This window comes from Kitasatospora sp. NPDC032150 (assembly GCF_055579945.1).
Genome location: NZ_JBVIMH010000024.1, coordinates 58,016 through 78,982, shown reverse-complemented (window position 1 = coordinate 78,982; position 20,967 = coordinate 58,016). Strand labels below are relative to the sequence as shown.

Below are 20,967 nucleotides of genomic sequence, written 5' to 3'. Positions count from 1 at the left end.
TCGCGGTCCTCGGACCGGAGGGCGGCCGGGGCCACCGGCCGTCAGGAGCTGCCGAAGGGAGCTGCTGCGGAGGGGGCGGAGGAGGCGCCGCCGCCGTCCGCGGGCTTGGTGGGCTTCATGCAGAGCACGTAGTTGCTGCCGGTCTCCATGTGGACGAAGGTGTTCTCGGCGTCCGGGTACGCCTCGCAGGCGGTGTGGTCGTCGGTGGTGCCGTTGACCCGAGACTCCACCTTGAACTCGGCGGTCGGGTCGGAGCAGTCGACCACCTTCATCTTGGGGGTGAAGCTGGTCCCGTCGTTGTGCAGGCAGTCGCCGTTCTGCGGGTTGAACCCGGACGCGGAACCGGAGCTGGAGCCGCTGCCGCCGTAGGGGTAGTCCGTGGTGGTGTGCTTGTCCGCGAGCGCGCCGATCAGCAGCAGGGCGAAGACCAGGACGAACGACAGGACCGGGAACAGCAGCATCAGCATCGCCGGACGCTTGGTCAGCGGAACGCCCGGGTTGAGCTGCGGCCCGAGCGGACCGGGCGCGGCCGGCGGCAGTGCCTTGATCTTGTTGTAGGCGCCCAGGTTGCGCAGCAGCGTGATGATGTTGATGATGCCCGAGCAGTAGCTCCACCAGCCCTGCACCAGCGAGCGGGCCGACATGTCACGCACCATCGCGATACCGCAGGTGTGGCAGTACGGACCGGGCTGCCGGAGGAACCGCATGATCACGATGATGCCCTGGTGGCCCCGGACGGTGACGTCCACGGCAGGGAAGCCGCCGCAGAAGCGGCAGGTGAGGCCGCCGGGCGGCGGCGGGGCGAAGCCGGGCGCACCGTACGGTGCCGGCTGCTGGGGCGGGGCGCCGTACGGGCCGGGCTGCGGCGGGGCGGCCGGGTAGCCGTAGCCACCGGCCGGCGGGGGCGCGGCGGGGTAGCCGTAGCCGCCGGGGGGCGGCGGGGGCGGCGCGTAGCCCGGAGCCGGCTGCGGGGGCGCGGAGTTGTAGGGGTTGGACGGCGGGTAGGGCGAGCTCACGTTTGTGATCCTGTTGGCTGGTGACGGTGCGGAAGCTGGTGCTGCGGGCCGGGCGCGCTCAGTGGAAGTACTGCGGCTTGGTCACCGACGGGGTCGGGTCGCCGGGCCGGTGGGGACCGAGGCACAGGACGTAGTGCCTGCTGATGCCGAACACGCGGCTGGTGCCCTTGTAGGACTTGCTGGCGGCGCTGCTGAGCACACAGGAGAGGGTCGAGGTGCCGCTGTAGTGCTTGGTCACGACGAACTCCGCATTGGCGGAGGAACAGTTGACCTTGGCGAACACACCCCTGCCGGGATTGGTCACGCACTCGCCGACGCGCGCCTTCTCGGGTTTGTTGTCGAAGATCGCAACGATGGCCACGAGGACCACCAGGCCGACGGCACCCCACAGCACCCAGAGCCCGCACCCCGTACGCGGCTTCTCCTGGGCGGCCGGCGCGGGCGGCGGGTACGTGCCGGGCGGCGGCGGGAAGCCCGGTGCCCCGGGGCCCGGCTGCGGCGGCTGTCCGAACGGCGCGGCCGGCGGGGTGGCGGCGTACGGGTTGGGAGGGCCGCCGGGTGGCGGGCCTCCGAACGGATTGGGTGGTGGCGGAGTAGCCACGGTGTTTCCCCCGATGTGGTGACTGGTAGACACGAGTGCTGACGTACCTTAGCGACTCGACGGCGGGTCAGTCAGAACGGGCACCCTCGCGGCCCGGACCACGGGCCTTACTCCGAACGGGGGAATTCCGGCCGCAGGCGTGTCACCAGCCGCGACGGCGGCCTCCCGGCGCCAAGGTGGTGGTCGCCCACCCGCCTTGTGGAGGTCCTGTGCGTAGCCATCCGGTACGGCGGCTGTGCGTGCCGCTCGCCGCCGTTCTCGCCGCCCTGCTGCTCACCGGCTCGGGGCCGCTGGCCGAGGGCAGGTCCCGCACCGCGGCACCGGAAGCGCTCTCCGCCGACCTGGACCGGCTGTTCGAGGACGAGCGGCTGACCGGTGCTCAGGCCTCCGCTCTGGTCACCGACACCGCTACCGGCCAGGTGCTCTACCGGCGCTCGCCCGGCGCGCTGCTGCTGCCCGCCTCCACCCTCAAGACCGTCACGGCGGCCGCCGCCCTCGAACTGCTGGGCCCCGGCCACCGCTTCGGCACCGACGTGCTCGCGGCGGGCCGCCACGCCGGCAGCAGGCTGGAGGGCGACCTGGTCCTGCGCGGCGGGGGAGACCCCAGCCTGCTGCCCGCCGACCTGGACACGCTCGCCCGCGGGGTGGCCGACTCCGGTATCACCACCGTCTCCGGTGCCCTGCTGGCCGACGCCTCCCGCTACGACGGCGTGCCGCTCGGCCCCAACTGGGCCTGGGACGACCAGGCCGCCTACTACAGCCCGCAGATCTCCGCACTCACGCTGGCGACCGACACCGACTACGACCCGGGCACCGTCCGGCTCACCCTGACGCCCGGCGGGCAGGCCGGCCTGCCCGCCGCGGTGCGGCTCACCCCCCAGGAGGCCCCGGTGCGGCTGAGCGGCCGGATCGACACCGGCTCGGCGGGCAGCGAGCGCAGCGTGGACGTCGGCAGGCAGCCCGGGACCAACGACCTCGTCCTCACCGGCAGCGTTCCCTCCGACGGCGGCACCAGTGAGGAGTGGGTCGCCGTGGAGAACCCGGCACAGGTTTCCGCCACCGTCTTCGCCGCCGCCCTCACCCGCCACGGAGTGACCGTACGGGGCCAGGTACGGGCGGGCCGCGCCCCGGCGGACGCCGCGGTCCTCGCACACCATGACTCGGCGCCGCTGTCCGCGCTGCTGGTGCCCTTCCTCAAGCTCAGCAACAACGGCATCGCCGAGCACCTGGTCAAGGAGATCGGCCGGGTGCGGGCGGGATCGGGCAGCTGGTCCGCCGGGCTCGACCAGATCACCTCCTTCGTCCACCGCAACGGACTGGACGTCACCCCCGCCCGCCAGGCCGACGGCTCGGGTCTGTCCCGGCACAACCTGATGACCGCCCAACGGCTGTGCCGGCTACTGGAGTTCGCCCGCAGCCGACCCTGGTTCAACACCTGGTACGACGCACTGCCGGTGGCCGGCGACCCTCGCCGGATGGTCGGCGGCACCCTCGCCGGCCGGCTGCGCGGCACCGCGGCCCAGGGTCGGCTCCACGCCAAGACCGGCTCGATGACCGGGGTCGACGCGCTGGCCGGCTACCTGGACCGCCCGGACGGGCACCGGCTGGTCTTCACCGTCCTGCTGAACAACTTCGCCGGCGCCGGCCCCCGCCCGGTCATCGACGCCTTCGTCCTGCGCCTGCTCGGCGACCGCACCCGGGCGGCCGCCGGCGAGCACCGCGGCCGCGCTCCCCACGACTGGGACTGACCCGGTCGCCCTGTCGGGGAGTCGCACGGTCGGCGGGTGGGAAGTGTCTACCGAAGTGCCCGGTCGTTCGCACACCCGTCCACCCCGCGGCTGTTCTCACCCGGAACGGATTCCCATGACGACGATGCCGCACCACCGATCCGTCCGCACCGCAGCTCTGCTGGCGGCACTGGTCCTGCTCGCGGTGCCGGCGTGCACCCGCGCCGGGGAGGGTGACGACAGCCCGGTCCCGCAGGTGCCCGGCGGCGCGTTCTCGGTCGGCCTCACCGAACCAGACCACCTCACTCCCGGCCGGACCACCAGCAGCTACGCACTCCAGGTCCTCCAGGGCCTGTTCGACACCCCGGTCGCCCTCGACCCGGGCGACGGGCACGCCATCCCGCAGGCCGCGACCTCGGTGCAGTCTCCCGACCAGCGGGTCTGGACCCTCAGGTTCCGCGCCGGGGCCACCTTCCACAACGGCGAACCGGTCACCGCACAGAGCTTCGCCGACGCCTGGGACGCCGCTGCCTACGGGCCCAACGGTTGGACGACCAACTCCTATTTCGCCCAGATCGACGGCTACGCCGCCCTCAACCGCGCCGACGGACGGCGGCCCGCCACCGACCACCTCTCCGGCCTGCGCGTACTGGATCCGACCACCCTCCAGGTCACCCTCGCCGCCCCGTTCAGCCAGTTCCCGATGCTGCTGGCCTTCCCCGCCTTCGCACCGCTGCCCAGGGCCGCGTTCACCGACCCGGACGGCTACGACCGGCACCCGGTCGGCAACGGCCCCTTCGCGATGGACGGCGACTGGCAGCACAACCAGCGGATCGACCTGGTGCGCGCCGCCTCCTACACCGGCACCCGCCCGGCGACGGCCGACGCCGTGCACTTCAGGATCTTCACCAGCAAGGACACCGCCTTCACCGAACTGCGCGCCGGACACCTCGACTTCATGAGCACCGTCCCGGCCGCCCGGGCCTACGAGGCCAAGCGCACCTTCGGCAAGCGCTACTCGGTCCGGCCCAGTGGCACCATGGACTACCTCGGCCTGCCACTGTGGGACCACCGCTACGCCAACCCCGATGTACGCCGCGCCATTTCGATGGCCATCGACCGCAGGGGCATCACCCGGGCCATCTACAACGAGGTGCACACCCCGGCCGACTCGGTGGTCGCCGCGATGATCCCGGGCCACCGGGCGGGCGCCTGCGGCGAGACCTGCGGCTACCAGCCGGCGAAGGCCAGGGAACTCCTCGACCGCGCCGGGGGATTCAGCGGACCGATGGAGCTCTACTTCGCCAACTCCGACCCCACGTACGAACAGTGGATGACCGCGGTCGCCAACGAACTCCGCCAGAACCTCGGCATCCGGGACATCACCTTCCGCAAGATGGCCGCCGCCGACCTCGGCCCGATCCTCAACAGCCGGAAGACCACCGGCCCCTACCGGCAGAACTGGGTCATCGACTACCCCAGCATGCAGAACTACCTGGCCGGCCTCTACGACCACGACAACCGCATGGGCTGGCGGAACCCGCGCTTCGACGAGCTGCTCGCGAAGGGGGACGCCGCCCCGACCCGGCAGCAGAGCATCGCCTACTACCAGCAGGCCGAGGACATCGCCCTCGCCGAACTGCCGCTGATCCCGCTGTGGAACTGGCAGGACCAGTCCGTCTGGAGCAGCCGGGTCGGCAACATCGTGACCGATCCGTACGTCGCCGGGTTGCACCTGGACAGGGTGACCGTACGCCACTGACGCCGCGGCCCCCCGAGGGAGCCGGAACGAGAAGCGAGACACCAGAAACGGAGGTCCGATGGGACGGTTCGTCGCCCGCCGGCTGCTGTACGCCGTACCCGTACTGCTGGCCACCACCTTCCTGATCCACGCGCTCGTCTTCGTCCTGCCCGGCGACCCGATCCAGGGCCTGGCCGGCGACCGCCAGGTCCCGCCCGCCGTCCTCGCCGAACTGCACCGCCGCTACCACCTGGACGACCCGCTGGCCGTCCAGTACGCCAAGTACCTCGGCGGGCTGCTCACCGGGGACCTCGGCCGGACCTTCACCGGCGAACCGGTCGCCGACGTCCTCGCCGGACGCTGGCAGGTGACCGTACGGCTAGGGCTCACCGCCTGGTTCCTGGAGACCGTGCTCGGCATCGCGCTCGGCGTGCTGGCCGGACTGCGCCGCGGCGGATGGGCGGACCGGATCGTCCTCGCCGGAACCACACTGGCCATCGCCGTACCCGTCTACATCGTCGGCTACCTGGCCCAGCTGATCCTCGGCGTCCGGCTCGGCTGGTTCCCGGTCTCCGGAGACCAGGACGGCTGGCCCGCCGCGTACGTCCTGCCCGGGCTGGTGCTGGCCTCGTTCGGGGTCGGCTACGTCGCCCGGCTCACCCGCTCCTCGCTGCTGGAGAACCTCCGCGCCGACTACGTCCGCACCGCCGAGGCCAAGGGCCTCAGCCGGCGCCGGGTGGTGGTCCTGCACACCCTTCGCAACTCGCTCGTTCCGGTGGTGACGTTCCTCGGCGTCGAACTGGGCTCGCTGATGGCCGGGGCCGTCGTCACCGAGTACATCTTCAACCTGCCCGGCATCGGCCAGCAGGTGTTCCAGTCCATCCAGCTTCGGGAAGGGCCCACGGTGGTGGGCATCACCACCGTGCTGGTCCTGGTCTTCTGCCTGGCCAACCTGGTGGTGGACGTCCTGTACGGCGTACTCGACCCAAGGATCCGCCATGACTGACCTGGACGACGGCCCGGGCACCCCCCGCGTCGACGGCCTGCTGCCACCGCCCGCCGGCCCACCCGAGCCGCGCGAGCGGAAGGCCTCCGGCTCGCTGTCCTCGGACGCCTGGCGCGAACTGCGCTCCCGTCCGCTGGTCGCGCTCTGCGCGGGCGTGGTGCTCCTGATCGTCCTGATGGCTGCCCTACCCCGGCCGTTCATCGCCCTGCTGACCCACGACAGCGGACGCTGCGAACTCACCGACTCCCGGGTCGGCCCCAGCCTCGACCACCCCTTCGGGTTCGACCTGCAGGGCTGCGACTACCTCGCCCAGGTGGTGCGGGGCAGCCGCCCGTCGCTACTCATCGGACTGGCGGTGACCTGCGGCGCGCTGCTGCTGTCCGTGCTGCTCGGGCTGCTCGCGGGCTTCTACGGCGGCTGGGTCGACTCCCTGCTGTCCCGGGTCACCGACGTGTTCTTCGGCCTGCCGTTCGTCCTCGGCGCCACCGTCATCCTGGTCGCCTTCCCCTCACACGGACTGGGCGCCATGACACTCGTCCTGGTCGGCCTCGGCTGGACCACCATGACCCGGGTGATGCGCGCCCAGGTGATCGCGCTGAAGGACGCCGAGTACGTGCACGCCGCCCGCTCCACCGGGGCGGGACCGCTGCGGCTGATGGTCCGCCACATCCTGCCCAACGCCGTGACGCCGGTCGTGGTGGTGGCCATGCTCAACATCGGGAACGTCATCTCCGGGGAGGCGACCCTGGACTTCCTCGGCGTCGGACTGCAGTACCCCGCGCTCTCCTGGGGGCTGCAACTCAACGCCGCGCAGAGCTACTTCCTCGACTTCCCGCACCTGCTGCTCTTCCCGGCGCTGTTCCTGTCCGCGACCGTGCTGAGCTTCATCCTGCTCGGCGACGCGGTCCGCGACGCCTACGACCCGAAGCTGCGCTGACCCCTGCCGCGCCCGGCTCTCCACCGCACCCGAAAGAAGCACGTCGATGACCATCACCCCGCCCTCCTCGGTCCTCGGAGACATCTCGTTCCCGGACGACGCACACGCCGGCGCCGACGTGGTCCGGATCTGCCAGGACCTGCTGCGGATCGACACCACCAACCCCGGCGACGACAGCGGGCCGGGTGAGCGGGCCGCCGCCGAGTACGTGGCGGCCCGGCTCGCCGAGGCCGGGATCGAAGCGCTGATCACCGAGTCGGCGCCGCGCCGGGCCAGTGTGCTGGCACGCGTCACGGGCACCGACTCGGGCCGCCCGGCGCTGCTCGTCCACGGGCACCTGGACACCGTGCCGTTCGACGCCGCCGAGTGGTCCCGGCACCCGCTCTCCGGCGAGCTGCACGACGGCTGCCTGTGGGGCCGGGGAGCGGTGGACATGAAGGGCGCCGTCGCCACCACTCTCGCCCTGGTGCGCTCCTGGGCCAGAACCGGCCGCCGCCCGCGCCGGGACCTGGTGCTCGCCTTCCTCGCCGACGAGGAGACCACCGGCGAGCTCGGCTCGCGCTTCGTCGCCGCGCAGCACCGGGACCACTTCGCGGACTGCGCCGAGGCCATCGGGGAGTCCGGGGGCTTCTCGGTGCCGGTCCGGCCGCAGCCCGGCGCGGACGGCGCCGAACTGAGGCTCTACCCCATCGCGCTGGGCGAGCGCGGCACCGCCTGGATGCAGCTCACCGCCGCCGGCCCCGCCGGGCACGGCTCCAGGGCCGCCGCCGACAACGCCGTCGCCACCCTGGTCCACGCCCTGTCCCGGCTGGCTGCCCACCCCTGGCCCACCCGGCTGATCCCGCCGGTCGAGGCCCTGCTCGGCGAGCTCGAACGGATCCTGGGCACCACCATCGACCGCGACCGGCTGGAAGCCGAGGCCGCCCGCCTCGGCCGGGCCGGCGACCTCTTCGCCCCCACCGTCCGCAACTCCGCCAACCCCACCGTCCTGCAGGCCGGCCACAAGATCAACGTGATGCCGGGTACCGCCCGGGCGCTGGTGGACGGCCGCTTCCTGCCAGACACCCGGGAGGAGTACCTGGCCACCGTGACGGAACTCCTCGGACCCCGGGTGACGACGGAGTTCATCAACCTGGAGGACGCCGCCACCGGCGACCACACCGGCCCGGCCTTCGCCGCGATGGCCGCCGCACTGCGGGCCGAGGACCCCGCCGGGCACCCCGTCCCGTACCTGATGTCCGGCGGGACCGACGCCAAGACCTTCTCCCAACTGGGCATCGACTGCTACGGCTTCGCGCCGCTGCGTCTCGACGCCGCCCTGCACTACCAGCGGATGTTCCACGGCGTCGACGAACGGGTCCCGGTGGCGGGCCTCGGCTTCGGGCTCCGCGTCCTGGACCGCTTCCTCGGGACGTACTGACCCCCCGGGCGGGCGGCCGATCGCGGGGGCGAGGCCGATCGCGCGGTCGGCGACCGCCCCCGCAGCGTTGCGTCCGGAGGTCAGGCCCCGTCCGTACGCTGCGTGATCAGGACGCCGAGGCCGTCGAGGATCCGGTCCAGGCCGAAGTCCAGGGCCTGGTCCTGCCCGCCGACCTCGGCGACGGAGGCGAGCGCGGCCGTCAGCGCGGGATAGTTCGCGCCGTGGGTCCGCATCAACTCGGCGAGCGGGGCGAGGAACTGCACCTCCGGGCCGCTCGCCGCGCCTGCCGCGCGGCTCTGCAGGACGATGCCGCGCACATGGCCGACGAGCAGTGCCACGGAGTCCAGCCGCTCGGCGCCGGTGAGGCCGGTGCCGTCCAGTGCCGCGAGTGCCCGTTCCATCCAGGCGAGTTCCCTCGGCCCCGGGACGCGCGGGCCGACGGTGGCGTCCAGCAGCCAGGGGTGTCGGAAGAAGACCTCGGCCAACCGGCTGGACCAGTCGGCCAGTTGCTCCCGCCACCCGCCGTCCGCCGTACCGGCCGCCGGAGGCTCGCCGATCGCGGTCTCCACCATCAGCGCGACCAGTTCGGCCTTGCCCGGCACGTACCGGTACAGCGACATCTTGGTGAAGGCGAGCAGCCCGGCGACCCGTTGCATGGAGACTGCGCCCAGCCCCTCCGCGTCGGCGATCTCGACGCCGGCCTCCGCGATGCGTTCCAGGCTGAGGGCGGGCTTGGGGCCGCGCGAAGGCTTCGGGTGCGGACCCCAGAGCAGTCGGACCCCCGCGCTCGGTTGGTCACTCATCAGCAGTCCCCCGCCCTCGCTCGTTGCCGGCCTTGCGCAGCCGCCGTAACTGCGTCTACCGTACACACAAATCAATAGTGTCCAACGGACACAGTTTTTGGGGAGGGGTATCAGATGGTCTTCACCAACCGGAACGTGCTGATCTCGGGCGCCAGCATCGCCGGCCCGGCGCTGGCCTGCTGGCTGGGGCGCTACGGCTTCCGGCCGACCGTGGTCGAGGTGGCCCCGGCGCTGCGGGAGGGTGGGCAGGCGGTCGACTTCCGCGGCGAGACCCACCGCACGGTGCTGGATCGGATGGGGATCACGGACGAGCTGCGCACCCTGCAGACCGGCGGCAGCCCGGTCCGCTTCGTGGACGAGCGCGGGCGGAAGCTGCTGCAGTTGCCCGGCGAGTTCAACGGTGGCGACATCGAGGTGCTGCGCGGGGACCTGTCCCGGGTGCTGTACGAGCGGAGCCTGCCGTACACCGAGTACGTCTTCGGCGACTCCGTCACCGGCCTCACCGAGATCGCCACCGGGGTGCGGGTCGAGTTCCGGCACGGCGCGGCGCGCGAGTTCGACCTGGTGATCGGCGCGGACGGGCTGCACTCCAACGTCCGGCGGCTGGCCTTCGGCCCGGAGGAGAAGCACGTCCGCCACCTCGGCTACTACGCCGCGACCTGGCAGCTGCCCAACTATCTCGGCATCCGGCAGGGTTCGATCGGCTGCAACGTGCCGGGGCGGCTCGCCTCCGTCGGCGCCGGCCGCCGGGACCCGCGGCGGGCTGGTGCTTTCTTCGTCTGGGCCTCGCCCCGGCTCGACTACGACCGGCACGATGCCGGGCAGCAGAAGGCGCTGCTGGCCCGGGCCTTCGCCGGAGTGGGCTGGGAGGTGCCCAGGCTGCTCGAATCCCTGGAGGAGGCAACGGAGTTGTACTTCGACTCGATCAGCCGGGCGGACGTGGAGAGCTGGTCGAAGGGTCGGATCGCGCTGCTCGGGGACGCCGCGTGCGGCGCGACGATAGGCGGTATGGGCACCGGGACCGCGATCGTGGCGGCCTATGTGCTGGCCGGTGAACTCGCCCGCTCCGGCGGTGACCACCGCGCCGCGTTCACCAGGTACGAGCGGCTGCTGCGCGACTACGCCCAGGGCTGCCAGAAGGGCGGCGACCGGACCGGGAAGTTCCTCGCCCCCGGTGCGGCCGGCCTGCGGATCCGCAACGGGCTGCTGAACCGGAGGTTCTTGCTGGAGTTGATGCTCAAGGCGGGCAGGCAGGTCAGCACCGTGGCGCTGCCCGACTACCAGGTGGAGTCCGAGGGGGCTCGCCGGTGAAGCCTGATTGTCAGAAGGGTCTGCCCCTGCCATGCTCGTTGTACATGATCCTCAATCGCCGCACACTGATCACGGCGCTGGCAACGGCACCGGTTCTGAGCACGGCATCCGGTGTCGTGGGAAGCTCTCCGGCCAGGGCTGCAGGGGATATCTACGCCTCCAACACCGCCCTCTACGCGGACATAGCACTGAAGGAGGGCGTGGACTACGGCCGGCGCTACCGTCGACATCCGATCGACGACACCGGCTCGTCCGGGCGTTCGGCCCTCGTACGGACCACCGTGATCGCCCCGCACGGCGGCGGTATCGAGGGCGGCACCTCCGAACTCTGCCTGGCGATAGCGGGATACCACCCGGCGGAGCCGTCCTCCACCACCACGGCCGCCGGCCCGGTGCATGACTACTGGATGTTCGAGGGTCTGCGCGCCACCGGGAACAGCACACTGCACGTCACCTCGACACACTGCGACGACACCGTCGCCCGATCGCTCTGCGCGGGGAGCCTCAACGTGGTCTCGCTGCACGGCTGTACGCCCGCCCGGGCGGGCCTGCCGGCCGGGGCCGCGGTGGTGCTGGTGGGCGGGCTCAACGCCACCCTGCGGCAGCACCTGATGGACGGGTTCACCGCGGCCGGCATCCGGGCGGTGACGGCCTCGGGGGACGAGGAGATCGCCGGCCTCTCCCCGGAGAACATCTGCAACCGCACCCTGCTCGGCATGGGTGCCCAACTGGAGATCACCACCGAGTTGCGCGCCGCGATGTTCGCGGAAGGGAAGAACAGCCTGGCCGGACGGGCCGCCAACACCCTGCCGCTGTTCTGGTCCTTCGTGCAGGCGGTGCGTACTGCCGTCGAGCGGGTCGAGGCCGGGCAGCGAGTGCTCTGACCGGGGGCACACCGTGTTGCCGCCCACCCTCACACGGTCCGCGGTCGTCCGCGGTACCACACCGTCCACGCCAGCAGCACCGCGACGCTCAGTTCCACCCCGGTGGACAGCCCGCCCACCACCGTCACCGGCAGGATCCAGAGCAGCGCCGGCCGGATCGCGGCCTCGGCGGTCAGCGCGGCGCCCCACACCGCGGTCTGCAGCCGCACCGCGCGGCGCACCCGTGGCGTCTGCGGCCCGCGGCCCGGGTGCATGCGCCGCGCGAGGTAGCCGAGCGCGGGCGTACGGGTAGCGCAACCGGCGAGGAACACCAGCCCGGCCACTCCCCCGGGCACGGCGCGCGGGCGGCCGCAGGGATCCGGGTCCCGTGCGGCCGCCGCGGCGTGCTGGGCGGGTTACTGGGGTTGGAAGGAGCGGATCTGGTAGTTGCCCATGAGGTTGCCGCCGCTTCCGGCGGGCGTGGAGCCCACGCGCGCGTGGTAGTTGGTCTGGGTGTAGTACTGCACCCGGTGTCCGGTGCCGTTCCACACCGAGCGGACCGGCCAGCCGCTCCGGATGAACGAGCAGTCGTTCGCGGTGTTCGGGTTCCTGCTCTCCGTCCACTGGCACCGGACACCACCGCCCGACCAGTCGCTGTAGATGCAGAAGTGCCCGGGATCGCAGCTGAACGAGGTGAGACTCAGCGGCGTGGCGGCGGCCGGTTCGGGGACGGCGGCGGCCGCGGTGGGCCCGGCGCTCAGGGCGGCGACCACGGCGGTCAGGGTGACGGCGATCTTGGCGGTACGGCGCACGGTGGAAATCCCTTCCGATGGACGGCCGAGGGAGGGCCCCGGCGGCGCAGTCGAGTCTGCCCGGCGGCCGCGGCCACCGGAAGGGCGTGCACAAACGGCGCACGGAGCAGGATGCCGGAGGCTTATGCCTCAATCCGACCGCTGGGTGTGCGCAACGCCCGCGCGGGTGCACGGGCGCCCGCTTGACCAGCCCCGCGCGACCGCACGTCCGCGCGAACGGGTGCCCACAGGTGACACGGTGTTCGTTCTAACGTCCGTCTATCGCGATTGACGGCGTGCCGGCTCATTCCTCGATCGCCCCGCCCACGGACCGAAGGTGGTCGCGGAAGGTCAGTGACGGGTTGTCCCGGCGTGCGGAGAGGTACTCGTCGAACCCGACCTGGCTGCGCAGCGATGTGCCCGCGTGGATCCGTTCGGCCTGGCGGCGCTCGGTGTCGCGGATCGACTCCGCGAGGGCGAGGAGTTCCTCGGCACGGGCGGCCGGTACGAAGAGCACACCGTCGTCATCGCCGAGGACCAGGTCGTCACAACTCACCGTCCACTCACCGACGGTGGCGGATTCCAGCGCGTCATCTGGCCGCTCGTCGAGGCGCTGCGGCCCGGTCGGGATCGCGCCGAGGCTGAAGACCGGCAGCCCGAGGGTGCGGATGTCGGCGGTGTCGCGGTGCAGCCCCCAGATCACGATCCCGTCCAGCCCGGCGGTCCGGGCCTCCAGGACCACGAGATCGCCGACGCACGCCTCGTCGAGCCGGCCGCCGTTGTCGACGACCAGCACGTCACCGGGCGCTGCCCCCTCGAAGGCCTCCAGGAACACGTCGACGCTGCCGACATGCCGCGCCGGACACGCCCGCCCGAAGACCCGGCCGCCGGGCACCGCGGCGTGCAACCCCGCGGGTGCGCAGCGGACGGGAATCCGGGCGCGGATGCAGGCGTCCGCCACATGGGCGGTCGTCAGTGCCCCGAACCGCTGCCGGAGTTCCTGGTGGTCCATGCCGAGTGTCCTCTCGCCGTCCCGTCGTGCCGCTCGGGCCCCATTGTGCTGGGCGGCCCGGCCGCGCGGAATCGCCTTTCCCGGAACGGTGTTCTCCGCGGGGCACGGCGTGTCGACCCCGCCCCGTCATTGCGCCCCGCGGGCCCGCCCGAGCGGCACAATCGGAGCCTCGCACCGTCGGACGGCGGTGCCCAAGCACCGAGTACGGAGACCCGGATGACCAGTGCGACGGACCTGCTGGCCGATGCGTTCAACCGAGTGAACGAGACCGTCCACGAGGCGGTCAAGGGCCTCACCGCCGCCCAGCTGACCGTGCGCCCGGACGAGCGGTCCAACACGATCGCCTGGCTGGTCTGGCATCTGGCGAGGATCCAGGACGACCACGTCGCCGACGCCGCCGGAACCGATCAGCTGTGGACCGCCGACGGCTGGTACGACCGGTTCGGGCTGCCCTTCCCCGCATCGGCGACCGGCTACGGCCAGAGCGCCGACGAGGTGGCCGCCGTCCGCGTCAACTCCCGCAAGCTGCTGACCGACTACCACGACGCCGTGCACCAACGCACCATCGCCTTCGTCAACGGGCTGCGCGACGCGGACCTGCGCCGGGTGGTGGACGAGAGCTGGACCCCGCCGGTCACCCTGGCCGTGCGGCTGGTGAGCGTGATCTCCGACGGTCTGCAGCACGCCGGCCAGGCGGCGTACCTGCGCGGCCTGGTGCGCCGGCAGTAGCCGTCGAGTGGGGACCGGCGACAGCGGGGGCACCGGGGTGGGATGGTCCTCGCCGGAGACACGTGGGACTCGCAAGCGGTCGCGGATCGGAGTGGGCATGCTGTCTGTCGTCGTAGGGCCGTGGCGCGGGGCGCCGGTCGTACTGCGGAACGCCGAGGTGCCGCACGACGCGGCGAGCACCATGAAGATGGCCGTGCTCGCGGCGGTGTACCGGAGCGGTCTCGACCTGGACGCCGCCGTACCGGTGGTCAACGAGTTCACCTCGGCGGTGGGTGGCAGCTACGCCGACGACCAGGCGTACGACAGCGACCCCGAGCCCTGGCGGCTGCTGGAGAGCGGCACGGCGGAACCGCCCACCGCCACGCTGCGCTGGCTCGCCGAGCGGATGATCACGCACTCCTCGAACCTGGCCACCAACCTCTGCCTGGCACAGGTGGGTCGGGATGCAGTGGCCGAGGTGTGGCGGCGGGCGAACGCCACCCGGAGTGCGAGCCCGCGCGGGATCGAGGACTACGCCGCCCGCGAGGCGGGGGTGCAGAACCGGGTCACCGCGCTCGACCTGGTACGGCTGCTGGAGTCGCTGGAGCCGGAGCTGCTGGAACTGCTGGAGCGGAATGCCTGGCGGGTGGACCTGGCGGCCGGGCTGCCGCCGGGCACCCGGATCGCCTTCAAGAACGGCTGGTTCCAGGGCGTGCGACACAGCGCGGCCGTCGTCCACCCCGAGGACGCCCCGCCGTACGCGCTCGCGGTCTGCTACACCGGTCCGCTGGCCTCGGGGGACGACGAACTCGACCCGGCCGCCGGGCTGCTGGCGCGGATCTCGGCCCGGGCCTGGGAACGGCGGCACCAACTGGCCTCGTGACTGATCAGGGCCGACGAGAGGCCGGCCGTCACGGCCTGGCTAGGGCGCCGACTACCGGGCCACCCTGCTCGCGGCCAGCCCGCCCGGCGCCCGCCGCGACATCTACCGCACCGACGCCGACCCCGGCACCGTACGTCCCGACCGCGCCGCCGGTGCCGCCGGCCTACCCGGACGCCGTGAGGGCCGAGCCCGCTGCCCTCGCGGTGAGCGGCGCCGTTCGGGGGCGGGGCCTACGGTGGAGGTCCACCCGTTCGGGCGGGCGTTCGGGGCCGGCTGGGTACTCGGGCGGGTGCGGACGGCCGCCGACGCACGGGGGCGGTTGTGGTGGAGGGGCGATCACGAGATATCTTGATATCAAGACGTTGTAGCCGTGAAGCGGAGCACCGATGACTGACTCGACCATCATCTACACGCACACTGACGAGGCCCCTGCCCTGGCCACGTATTCGTTCCTGCCGGTGGTCCAGGCGTACGCCGCGACGGCGGGCGTCAAGGTGGAGACTCGCGACATCTCCCTGGCCGGGCGCATCATCGCGAGCTTCCCGGAGCGGCTGGAGGAGGGCCAGCGCATCGGCGACGCCCTCGCCGAGCTCGGTGAGCTGGCCAAGACCCCCGAGGCCAACATCATCAAGCTGCCGAACATCTCGGCCTCCATCCCGCAGCTCAAGGCCGCGATCGCCGAGCTGCAGGCGCAGGGCTACGCCCTGCCGGACTACCCGGACGACCCGAAGACCGACGAGGAGCGGGAGATCCGCGCCCGTTACGACAAGGTCAAGGGCAGCGCCGTCAACCCGGTGCTGCGCGAGGGCAACTCGGACCGCCGCGCCCCCGGCTCGGTGAAGAACTACGCCAAGAAGCACCCGCACCGGATGGGCGCCTGGAGCGCCGACTCCAAGACCAACGTCGCCACCATGGGCGCCGACGACTTCCGCTCCACCGAGAAGTCCGCCGTCGTCGCCGAGGCCGGCGCCCTGCGCATCGAGCTGGTGGCCGAGGACGGCAGCACCACCGTGCTGCGCCAGTCGGTGCCGGTGCTGGCGGGCGAGGTCGTCGACGCCTCCGTGATGCGCGTCGCCGCGCTGCGTGAGTTCCTGGCCGCGCAGGTGGCCCGGGCCAAGGCCGAGGGCGTGCTGTTCTCGGTCCACCTGAAGGCCACCATGATGAAGGTCTCCGACCCGATCGTCTTCGGCCACGTGGTCCGCGCCTTCTTCCCGAAGACCTTCGCCGCCTACGGCGAGGTCCTCGCCGCGGCCGGCCTGAGCCCGAACGACGGCCTCGGCGCCATCCTGAACGGCCTGGCGGCGCTGCCCCAGGGCGAGGAGATCAAGGCGTCCTTCGACGCCGAGCTGGCCGACGGCCCGGCCCTGGCCATGGTCGACTCCGACCGCGGCATCACCAACCTGCACGTACCGAGCGACGTCATCGTCGACGCCTCGATGCCGGCCATGATCCGCACCTCCGGCCACATGTGGGGCCCGGACGGCCAGGAGGCCGACACCCTCGCCGTCCTCCCGGACAGCAGCTACTCGGGCGTCTACCAGGCCGTCATCGAGGACTGCCGCGCGCACGGCGCCTTCGACCCGGCCGCCATGGGCTCGGTGCCGAACGTCGGCCTGATGGCGCAGAAGGCCGAGGAGTACGGCAGCCACGACAAGACCTTCGAGATCCAGGCCGCCGGTACCGTCCGGGTCGTCGACGCCGAGGGCAACGTCGTCCTGGAGCAGCCGGTCAACGTCGGCGACATCTTCCGGATGTGCCAGACCAAGGACCTGCCGATCCAGGACTGGGTCAAGCTCGCCGTCACCCGCGCCCGGGCCACCGGCGACCCGGCCGTGTTCTGGCTGGACGAGAACCGCGCGCACGACGCCGCCCTGATCGAGAAGGTCAAGGCGTACCTGCCGCAGCACGACACCGAGGGCCTGCAGATCGAGATCAAGTCGCCGGTCGAGGCCACCGAGTTCTCGCTGGAGCGCATCCGCCGCGGCGAGAACGCCATCTCGGTCACCGGCAACGTGCTGCGTGACTACCTGACCGACCTGTTCCCGATCCTGGAGCTCGGCACCAGCGCCAAGATGCTCTCGGTCGTCCCGCTGATGAACGGCGGTGGTCTGTTCGAGACCGGCGCCGGCGGCTCCGCGCCCAAGCACGTCCAGCAGCTGGTCAAGGAGAACTACCTGCGCTGGGACAGCCTGGGCGAGTTCTTCGCGCTCGCGGCCAGCTTCGAGCACCTGGCGCAGACCACGGGCAACGCGCGCGCCCAGGTCCTCGCCGACACGCTCGACCGCGCCACCGGCACCTTCCTGGACGAGAACAAGTCGCCGAGCCGCCGCCTGGGCGGTATCGACAACCGCGGCAGCCACTTCTACCTGGCCATGTACTGGGCCCAGGAGCTGGCCAAGCAGACCGACGACGTCCAGTTGGCCGAGGCCTTCGCGCCGCTCGCCAAGACCCTGACCGAGCAGGAGCAGGCCATCGTCGCCGAGCTGATCGCCGTCCAGGGCTCGCCGGCCGAGATCGGCGGCTACTACCAGCCCGAGCCGGCCAAGGCCGCTGCCGTGATGCGCCCGTCGCAGATCTTCAACGAGGCCCTCGCGACCCTCGCCTGATCCGCGCCGCAGTACCGACGGGGGAGGCCCCCGGATCCAGCTCGCCGCCCAGTGCGGCCCGCGGACCCGGGGGCCTCCCCCGTGGGCCCCGTGGTCAGGGCCGGGACGGACGGTCGCGGCGCCAGACCACCAGGCGATTGGCCGGGTCGGACCGGACGACCCTCCAGTCGCGCGGTGCCCGGGGCCAGCTCGCGGTGGACGGACCGTGGCGCGGGGTGGGCAGAACGGCAACGTCCGCTTCGGACGGTGGGGCCTGCTGGGCGAAGTCCACGTACCAGACCCGGCCCCGGTCGATCTGGAAGGCCTGCGCGCACTGCACCGCACGGGGGAGGGAGCTGCTGAGCGCCACCAGGTCGTCGGGCCGCAGACCGGCCGCGCGGGGGAACCCGGTGACCGCCCAGTGCGGTTCGAGCCCCGGCTGGGAGACCCGGACGGTGATCACGCAGGTCGCCGTCACCGCCCAGACGGCCAGCACCGCCGTCACGTACGGGACGGCACGCCGGCCCAGCGCGGCGACCGGTCCGACGGCCAGGGCCAGCACGGCGAGCGCCGCAGCGGTGCTGCGCAGCAGGTGGAAGGCGTGCCAGTCGCCCGCGAGGAAGGAGGAGTCCGGCAGGGCCCACAGCAGGAACTGCTCGGTGCGCAGCCGGTGGCCGGCCAGGACCAGCACACCCGAGCCGCACATCCCGACCAGCCCGACGGCCGCGGTGGTGTGGCGCAGCAGGGACGGCCTGGGCAGCCGGTGGAGCGCGGCACTGCCCACCAGGAACAGCGCGGGGGCGAAGAGCGAGAGATAGCGGGCGTAGACGTTGTCGTCGAGCCGGTGGTCCTCCGGCAGGGCGGTGGCCGCACCACCCGCGACGAGCACCGGTGTGATCAGTGTCACGGCAGCCATCACCCGCTCCGCCAGGGAGGTCTGACGTTGCATCAGTAGCGCGGCGCACACTGTGAACCCGATCCCGCCGATGCCCCAGGTCGAGACGGTGAGGTACCAGAGCTGGCCCAGCACCCGGCCACAAGTGCGGTCGAGCAGGGCGGTGTTCAGCATCCCGGTCAGCGCCTGCGAGCCGACCGAGGACGGCGGAGCGTCGGAGAACCGGTCCTGAAGATACCGGGCCAGCAGCACGGCGGCCGTTGCCGAGACGCCCAGTGCCGTACCGGCGAGCAGTGTCGCCGCCCGCGGAGTCCAGCCGCGCACCAGGGCGAGGAGCAGCACGCCCGCCGTCACCACGGCGAGCACCACGCCCCGGTCGTGCACCGAGATCGCGTAGCCCGCCAGCAGACCGAGGCCCGCTCCGCCGGCCGTCCTTCGCCGCAGCGGGCCGTCGCGGAGCAGGGAGTGCAGACAGAGCAGCCAGCCGAGCAGCAGGGCGGGCAGGATCGCGTCGGTCAGCGCGAACTGCGAGTAGAACACCGCCGGCGGCAGCAGGGACGCGGTGCCCGCGACTGCGAGGGCCGGTGGGCCCGCAACTCCCATCCGCCGCAGCGAGAGCAGGCCCAGCGGCAGCACCGAGGCGGCGACCAGCGCGTTCACCGCCAGCACCAGCCGGTACGCCGTCGCCGGATCGTGCGCGAGGGCCAGGGCCGGCGCCACCAGCAGCGAGTAGCCGCCGGGCACGACCACCCCGGCCGGGCTGGCCGTGGCCCGGCCGCCGGCGAGCACCCGGGCGAGTACCAGGTAGGCGTCCTCGTCCGGGTGGACCCTGGGCACCACCCGGTGTCTGATCAGGAACAGCCGGAAGACCACCTCGGTGAGATACAGCGTCAGAACGGTGGACCACCGGGCCGCCGGGCGCGCGGCCCGCCGCCGCTCGGTCCGGGACCCGGTGCTCCGCGATCGGTCGGTGGTCTCGGCGGCGGCAACCGGCACGGCGAACCTCGGCAGTCGGACGGGAGGGCTGCGGGCAGCACTGCGCGCCCGTCCCGCCCCCAGCCGGACCGCATCGGCTCACCGCCCGTTCGTCACCGGATACCAACGCCCCGGCCCGGCGAGCGGATGCGGACCGGCGGCCCCGGTCAGCCTTACGGGTGATGCCGGTCCCGGCGCAGTGCTGGGGGGACCGCCCGGAGGGACAGGGCGGTTGCCGCCCGGAGGTCGACCGGATGGCGGAGGTAGGTTGGCCCCGTGATCGAACCTCGACGTTTTCCACCGCATCCGGTCCGAGGCGTGCGGATCTACAAGGTGTCGTGGGGATGCGGTCCGTTCATCGACGTCACCCTTGACTTCGAACCGGCCGACGAGGGCTTCGAGTTCGAGGTCCAGGACGGGATCCTCGCGGACTGGGAGTGGCCCGAGGCGCTGCCGACGTTCTTCTCGGCGCTGGCCCGGGGCGTCAGGGAGGAGCTCGGCCACGAGGCGTACCGGATGGCCGTCGCCGTGCGGGTGGTGCTGCGGGCGGCGCGCGCCCACCCGATCGACTCCGGCGAGTTCTCCTTCTTCGTCGGCGGCGAGCGGGCGGCCCGGGAGGCGGTCGCCCGTGCCTTCGGTGAACCGCCGAGGACCGAGGAGTGGACGGACTGACGCGCACGCACCGGCCGTTGCCGCGAGGCGCCGGGACCGAGGGCTGCGCGGCCGGTCGTCCCCCGGCTCGAAGCGCGCAGCGGGTACGCCCCGCCCGGGGGCGCCGTGCCTCCGGGCGGGGCGGCCGGAACCGCCTACTGCGACTGACCCGGCGTCAGGGCAGGTAGTACATCGGGTTGGGGATCTTGTAGGTCTTCTCGGCGTAGCCGCCCGACAGATCGCTGTACTGGTCGCCGAAGTTGGCGACGATCCGGTAGCCGAGGCTCTCGATGTGCGCGCGGGTGCCGGACTTGTACTGGATCACCGTGCAGGTCTTGCCGCAGGGCAGGTACGACGGCGGGGTGACGGTGTTCTTCAGGAACAGGTGCGCCTCGTCGGCCTTCGGGAACCCGACCGCGGCGAGGTTGGCCGCGGTGGCGGCGCGCTGGGTCTCGGGACGCCCGGTGACGTAGAACACGGTGTAGCCGTGCTGCTCGGCCCAGGTCGCCAGGGTGTTCATGCCGAAGACGGCCGGCATGGTCTTGGTGGCGATGTACTGCGCGTTGCTGACCGGGTTGTAGACGAAGGTGGTCTCCAACTCGTAGTTGTAGGTCGACAGCGAGGTGTCGTCCACGTCGAGCACGATCGCCTTCTTGACGCCGCGCTCGTGCTTGGCCCTGCTCTCCAGGTACTTCTGGGCCTTGTTCTCTATGCCCCGGACCTGGACGGCGTAGTTGCTGTCCGGCGAGGCCCAGTGCTCGCCCTTGGCGTCGACGGTGTCGCCGTAGTACGCCTTGATCTTGCTGACCTCGTTGGTCATGTTGGTGATCTGACGGTCCGTCTTCGGAGCCGAGGAGTCGGCGACCGCGAAGCCGCCGCCGGCCACCGCGCCGCCGACGACCACGCCGACCGCGAGGGTGGCGAGGGTCCGGGAACGGCCGTTGAGGGTCTTTCCTGCCATAGTGGTTGATGCTCCTTCTGCCGCCGGGTCGCGACGGCGTGGTCCGCCTGTCGCTGGTCGTCCGGATACGGCGCCCCAGAA

General features: G+C 72.2%; 19 protein-coding genes. 11 read left to right on the top strand and 8 right to left on the bottom strand.

Translation table 11 applies throughout. The features are described from left to right. Positions 1-41: 41 nt before the first annotated feature. Both ACZ5ON_RS25460 and ACZ5ON_RS25455 read right to left on the bottom strand, forming a co-directional pair. Positions 42-1,016: an LppU/SCO3897 family protein gene (locus tag ACZ5ON_RS25460; protein ID WP_465597049.1), complete on the bottom strand. Its 975-nt coding sequence runs from the start codon at positions 1,014-1,016 to the stop codon at positions 42-44. 58 nt (positions 1,017-1,074) lie between these two features. Then, on the bottom strand, positions 1,075-1,617 hold the full coding sequence (locus ACZ5ON_RS25455) for an LppU/SCO3897 family protein (protein ID WP_465597046.1): 543 nt from the start codon (positions 1,615-1,617) through the stop codon (positions 1,075-1,077). Positions 1,618-1,826: 209 nt separating this feature from the next. Here ACZ5ON_RS25455 and dacB point away from each other — a divergent pair, with 209 nt between their 5' ends. The 5 genes from dacB (at position 1,827) to ACZ5ON_RS25430 (ending at position 8,448) form a co-directional block, all read left to right on the top strand. Next, positions 1,827-3,365 (top strand): D-alanyl-D-alanine carboxypeptidase/D-alanyl-D-alanine endopeptidase, encoded by a 1,539-nt coding sequence (dacB, locus tag ACZ5ON_RS25450; RefSeq protein ID WP_465597043.1) that lies wholly within the window; start codon positions 1,827-1,829, stop codon positions 3,363-3,365. Positions 3,366-3,480: 115 nt separating this feature from the next. After that, positions 3,481-5,106: a peptide ABC transporter substrate-binding protein gene (locus ACZ5ON_RS25445; protein WP_465597040.1), complete on the top strand. Its 1,626-nt coding sequence runs from the start codon at positions 3,481-3,483 to the stop codon at positions 5,104-5,106. A gap of 58 nt (positions 5,107-5,164) precedes the next feature. After that, positions 5,165-6,091 carry an ABC transporter permease gene (locus ACZ5ON_RS25440; RefSeq protein ID WP_465597037.1) on the top strand — a complete coding sequence of 309 codons (927 nt, stop codon included), beginning with the start codon at positions 5,165-5,167 and terminating at the stop codon, positions 6,089-6,091. After that, positions 6,084-7,028, top strand: a complete 945-nt coding sequence (locus ACZ5ON_RS25435; RefSeq protein WP_465597034.1) for an ABC transporter permease — start codon at positions 6,084-6,086, stop codon at positions 7,026-7,028. The genes ACZ5ON_RS25440 and ACZ5ON_RS25435 overlap by 8 nt, the downstream gene beginning before the upstream one ends. A gap of 46 nt (positions 7,029-7,074) precedes the next feature. Further along, positions 7,075-8,448 (top strand): M20/M25/M40 family metallo-hydrolase, encoded by a 1,374-nt coding sequence (locus tag ACZ5ON_RS25430; RefSeq protein WP_465597031.1) that lies wholly within the window; start codon positions 7,075-7,077, stop codon positions 8,446-8,448. Between the two features lie 80 nt (positions 8,449-8,528). Here ACZ5ON_RS25430 and ACZ5ON_RS25425 read toward each other — a convergent pair whose 3' ends face one another. Continuing rightward, positions 8,529-9,251, bottom strand: coding sequence for a TetR/AcrR family transcriptional regulator (locus ACZ5ON_RS25425; RefSeq protein WP_465597029.1), 723 nt, complete (start codon positions 9,249-9,251; stop codon positions 8,529-8,531). A 114-nt stretch (positions 9,252-9,365) separates the two neighbouring features. Between ACZ5ON_RS25425 and ACZ5ON_RS25420 the strand changes: the two genes are divergently transcribed. Then, positions 9,366-10,562 (top strand): FAD-dependent monooxygenase, encoded by a 1,197-nt coding sequence (locus tag ACZ5ON_RS25420; RefSeq protein WP_465597026.1) that lies wholly within the window; start codon positions 9,366-9,368, stop codon positions 10,560-10,562. Positions 10,563-10,606: 44 nt separating this feature from the next. Then, positions 10,607-11,446, top strand: a complete 840-nt coding sequence (locus ACZ5ON_RS25415; protein WP_465597023.1) for a poly-gamma-glutamate hydrolase family protein — start codon at positions 10,607-10,609, stop codon at positions 11,444-11,446. Between the two features lie 29 nt (positions 11,447-11,475). On the opposite strand, the gene ACZ5ON_RS25410 is transcribed toward ACZ5ON_RS25415, so the two are convergent. The 3 genes from ACZ5ON_RS25410 to ACZ5ON_RS25400 form a co-directional block, all read right to left on the bottom strand. After that, positions 11,476-11,757 (bottom strand): DUF3159 domain-containing protein, encoded by a 282-nt coding sequence (locus ACZ5ON_RS25410; protein ID WP_465597020.1) that lies wholly within the window; start codon positions 11,755-11,757, stop codon positions 11,476-11,478. An 84-nt stretch (positions 11,758-11,841) separates the two neighbouring features. After that, on the bottom strand, positions 11,842-12,237 hold the full coding sequence (locus tag ACZ5ON_RS25405) for a peptidase inhibitor family I36 protein (RefSeq protein WP_465597017.1): 396 nt from the start codon (positions 12,235-12,237) through the stop codon (positions 11,842-11,844). A 283-nt stretch (positions 12,238-12,520) separates the two neighbouring features. Further along, positions 12,521-13,228, bottom strand: coding sequence for an RraA family protein (locus ACZ5ON_RS25400; protein WP_465597014.1), 708 nt, complete (start codon positions 13,226-13,228; stop codon positions 12,521-12,523). 216 nt (positions 13,229-13,444) lie between these two features. On the opposite strand from ACZ5ON_RS25400, the gene ACZ5ON_RS25395 reads away from it, so the two are divergent. The 3 genes from ACZ5ON_RS25395 (at position 13,445) to ACZ5ON_RS25385 (ending at position 17,425) form a co-directional block, all read left to right on the top strand. Next, entirely contained in the window at positions 13,445-13,957 is a 513-nt protein-coding gene (locus tag ACZ5ON_RS25395) for a mycothiol transferase (protein ID WP_465597011.1), read from the top strand. A 97-nt stretch (positions 13,958-14,054) separates the two neighbouring features. Next, positions 14,055-14,819 (top strand): serine hydrolase, encoded by a 765-nt coding sequence (locus tag ACZ5ON_RS25390; RefSeq protein WP_465597009.1) that lies wholly within the window; start codon positions 14,055-14,057, stop codon positions 14,817-14,819. 386 nt (positions 14,820-15,205) lie between these two features. Further along, on the top strand, positions 15,206-17,425 hold the full coding sequence (locus ACZ5ON_RS25385) for an NADP-dependent isocitrate dehydrogenase (protein WP_465597006.1): 2,220 nt from the start codon (positions 15,206-15,208) through the stop codon (positions 17,423-17,425). A gap of 94 nt (positions 17,426-17,519) precedes the next feature. Here ACZ5ON_RS25385 and ACZ5ON_RS25380 read toward each other — a convergent pair whose 3' ends face one another. After that, on the bottom strand, positions 17,520-19,295 hold the full coding sequence (locus ACZ5ON_RS25380) for a hypothetical protein (protein ID WP_465597003.1): 1,776 nt from the start codon (positions 19,293-19,295) through the stop codon (positions 17,520-17,522). Between the two features lie 297 nt (positions 19,296-19,592). Between ACZ5ON_RS25380 and ACZ5ON_RS25375 the strand changes: the two genes are divergently transcribed. Then, on the top strand, positions 19,593-19,946 hold the full coding sequence (locus ACZ5ON_RS25375; protein WP_465597000.1) for a hypothetical protein: 354 nt from the start codon (positions 19,593-19,595) through the stop codon (positions 19,944-19,946). Between the two features lie 154 nt (positions 19,947-20,100). Here the strand turns inward: ACZ5ON_RS25375 and ACZ5ON_RS25370 are convergent, their stop codons facing one another. After that, a complete protein-coding gene (locus tag ACZ5ON_RS25370; protein ID WP_465596997.1) occupies positions 20,101-20,886 on the bottom strand; it encodes an HAD family acid phosphatase in 786 nt (261 codons plus the stop codon). Between the last annotated feature and the right edge of the window lie 81 nt (positions 20,887-20,967).

Coding starts and splice junctions, on each gene's coding strand:
- ACZ5ON_RS25445 (WP_465597040.1), top strand. CDS start 3,481: ATGACGACGATGCCGCACCACCGATCCGTCCGCACCGCAGCTCTGCTG.
- ACZ5ON_RS25440 (WP_465597037.1), top strand. CDS start 5,165: ATGGGACGGTTCGTCGCCCGCCGGCTGCTGTACGCCGTACCCGTACTG.
- ACZ5ON_RS25435 (WP_465597034.1), top strand. CDS start 6,084: ATGACTGACCTGGACGACGGCCCGGGCACCCCCCGCGTCGACGGCCTG.
- ACZ5ON_RS25430 (WP_465597031.1), top strand. CDS start 7,075: ATGACCATCACCCCGCCCTCCTCGGTCCTCGGAGACATCTCGTTCCCG.
- ACZ5ON_RS25425 (WP_465597029.1), bottom strand. CDS start 9,251: ATGAGTGACCAACCGAGCGCGGGGGTCCGACTGCTCTGGGGTCCGCAC.
- ACZ5ON_RS25420 (WP_465597026.1), top strand. CDS start 9,366: ATGGTCTTCACCAACCGGAACGTGCTGATCTCGGGCGCCAGCATCGCC.
- ACZ5ON_RS25415 (WP_465597023.1), top strand. CDS start 10,607: ATGATCCTCAATCGCCGCACACTGATCACGGCGCTGGCAACGGCACCG.
- ACZ5ON_RS25400 (WP_465597014.1), bottom strand. CDS start 13,228: ATGGACCACCAGGAACTCCGGCAGCGGTTCGGGGCACTGACGACCGCC.
- ACZ5ON_RS25395 (WP_465597011.1), top strand. CDS start 13,445: ATGACCAGTGCGACGGACCTGCTGGCCGATGCGTTCAACCGAGTGAAC.
- ACZ5ON_RS25390 (WP_465597009.1), top strand. CDS start 14,055: ATGCTGTCTGTCGTCGTAGGGCCGTGGCGCGGGGCGCCGGTCGTACTG.
- ACZ5ON_RS25385 (WP_465597006.1), top strand. CDS start 15,206: ATGACTGACTCGACCATCATCTACACGCACACTGACGAGGCCCCTGCC.
- ACZ5ON_RS25370 (WP_465596997.1), bottom strand. CDS start 20,886: ATGGCAGGAAAGACCCTCAACGGCCGTTCCCGGACCCTCGCCACCCTC.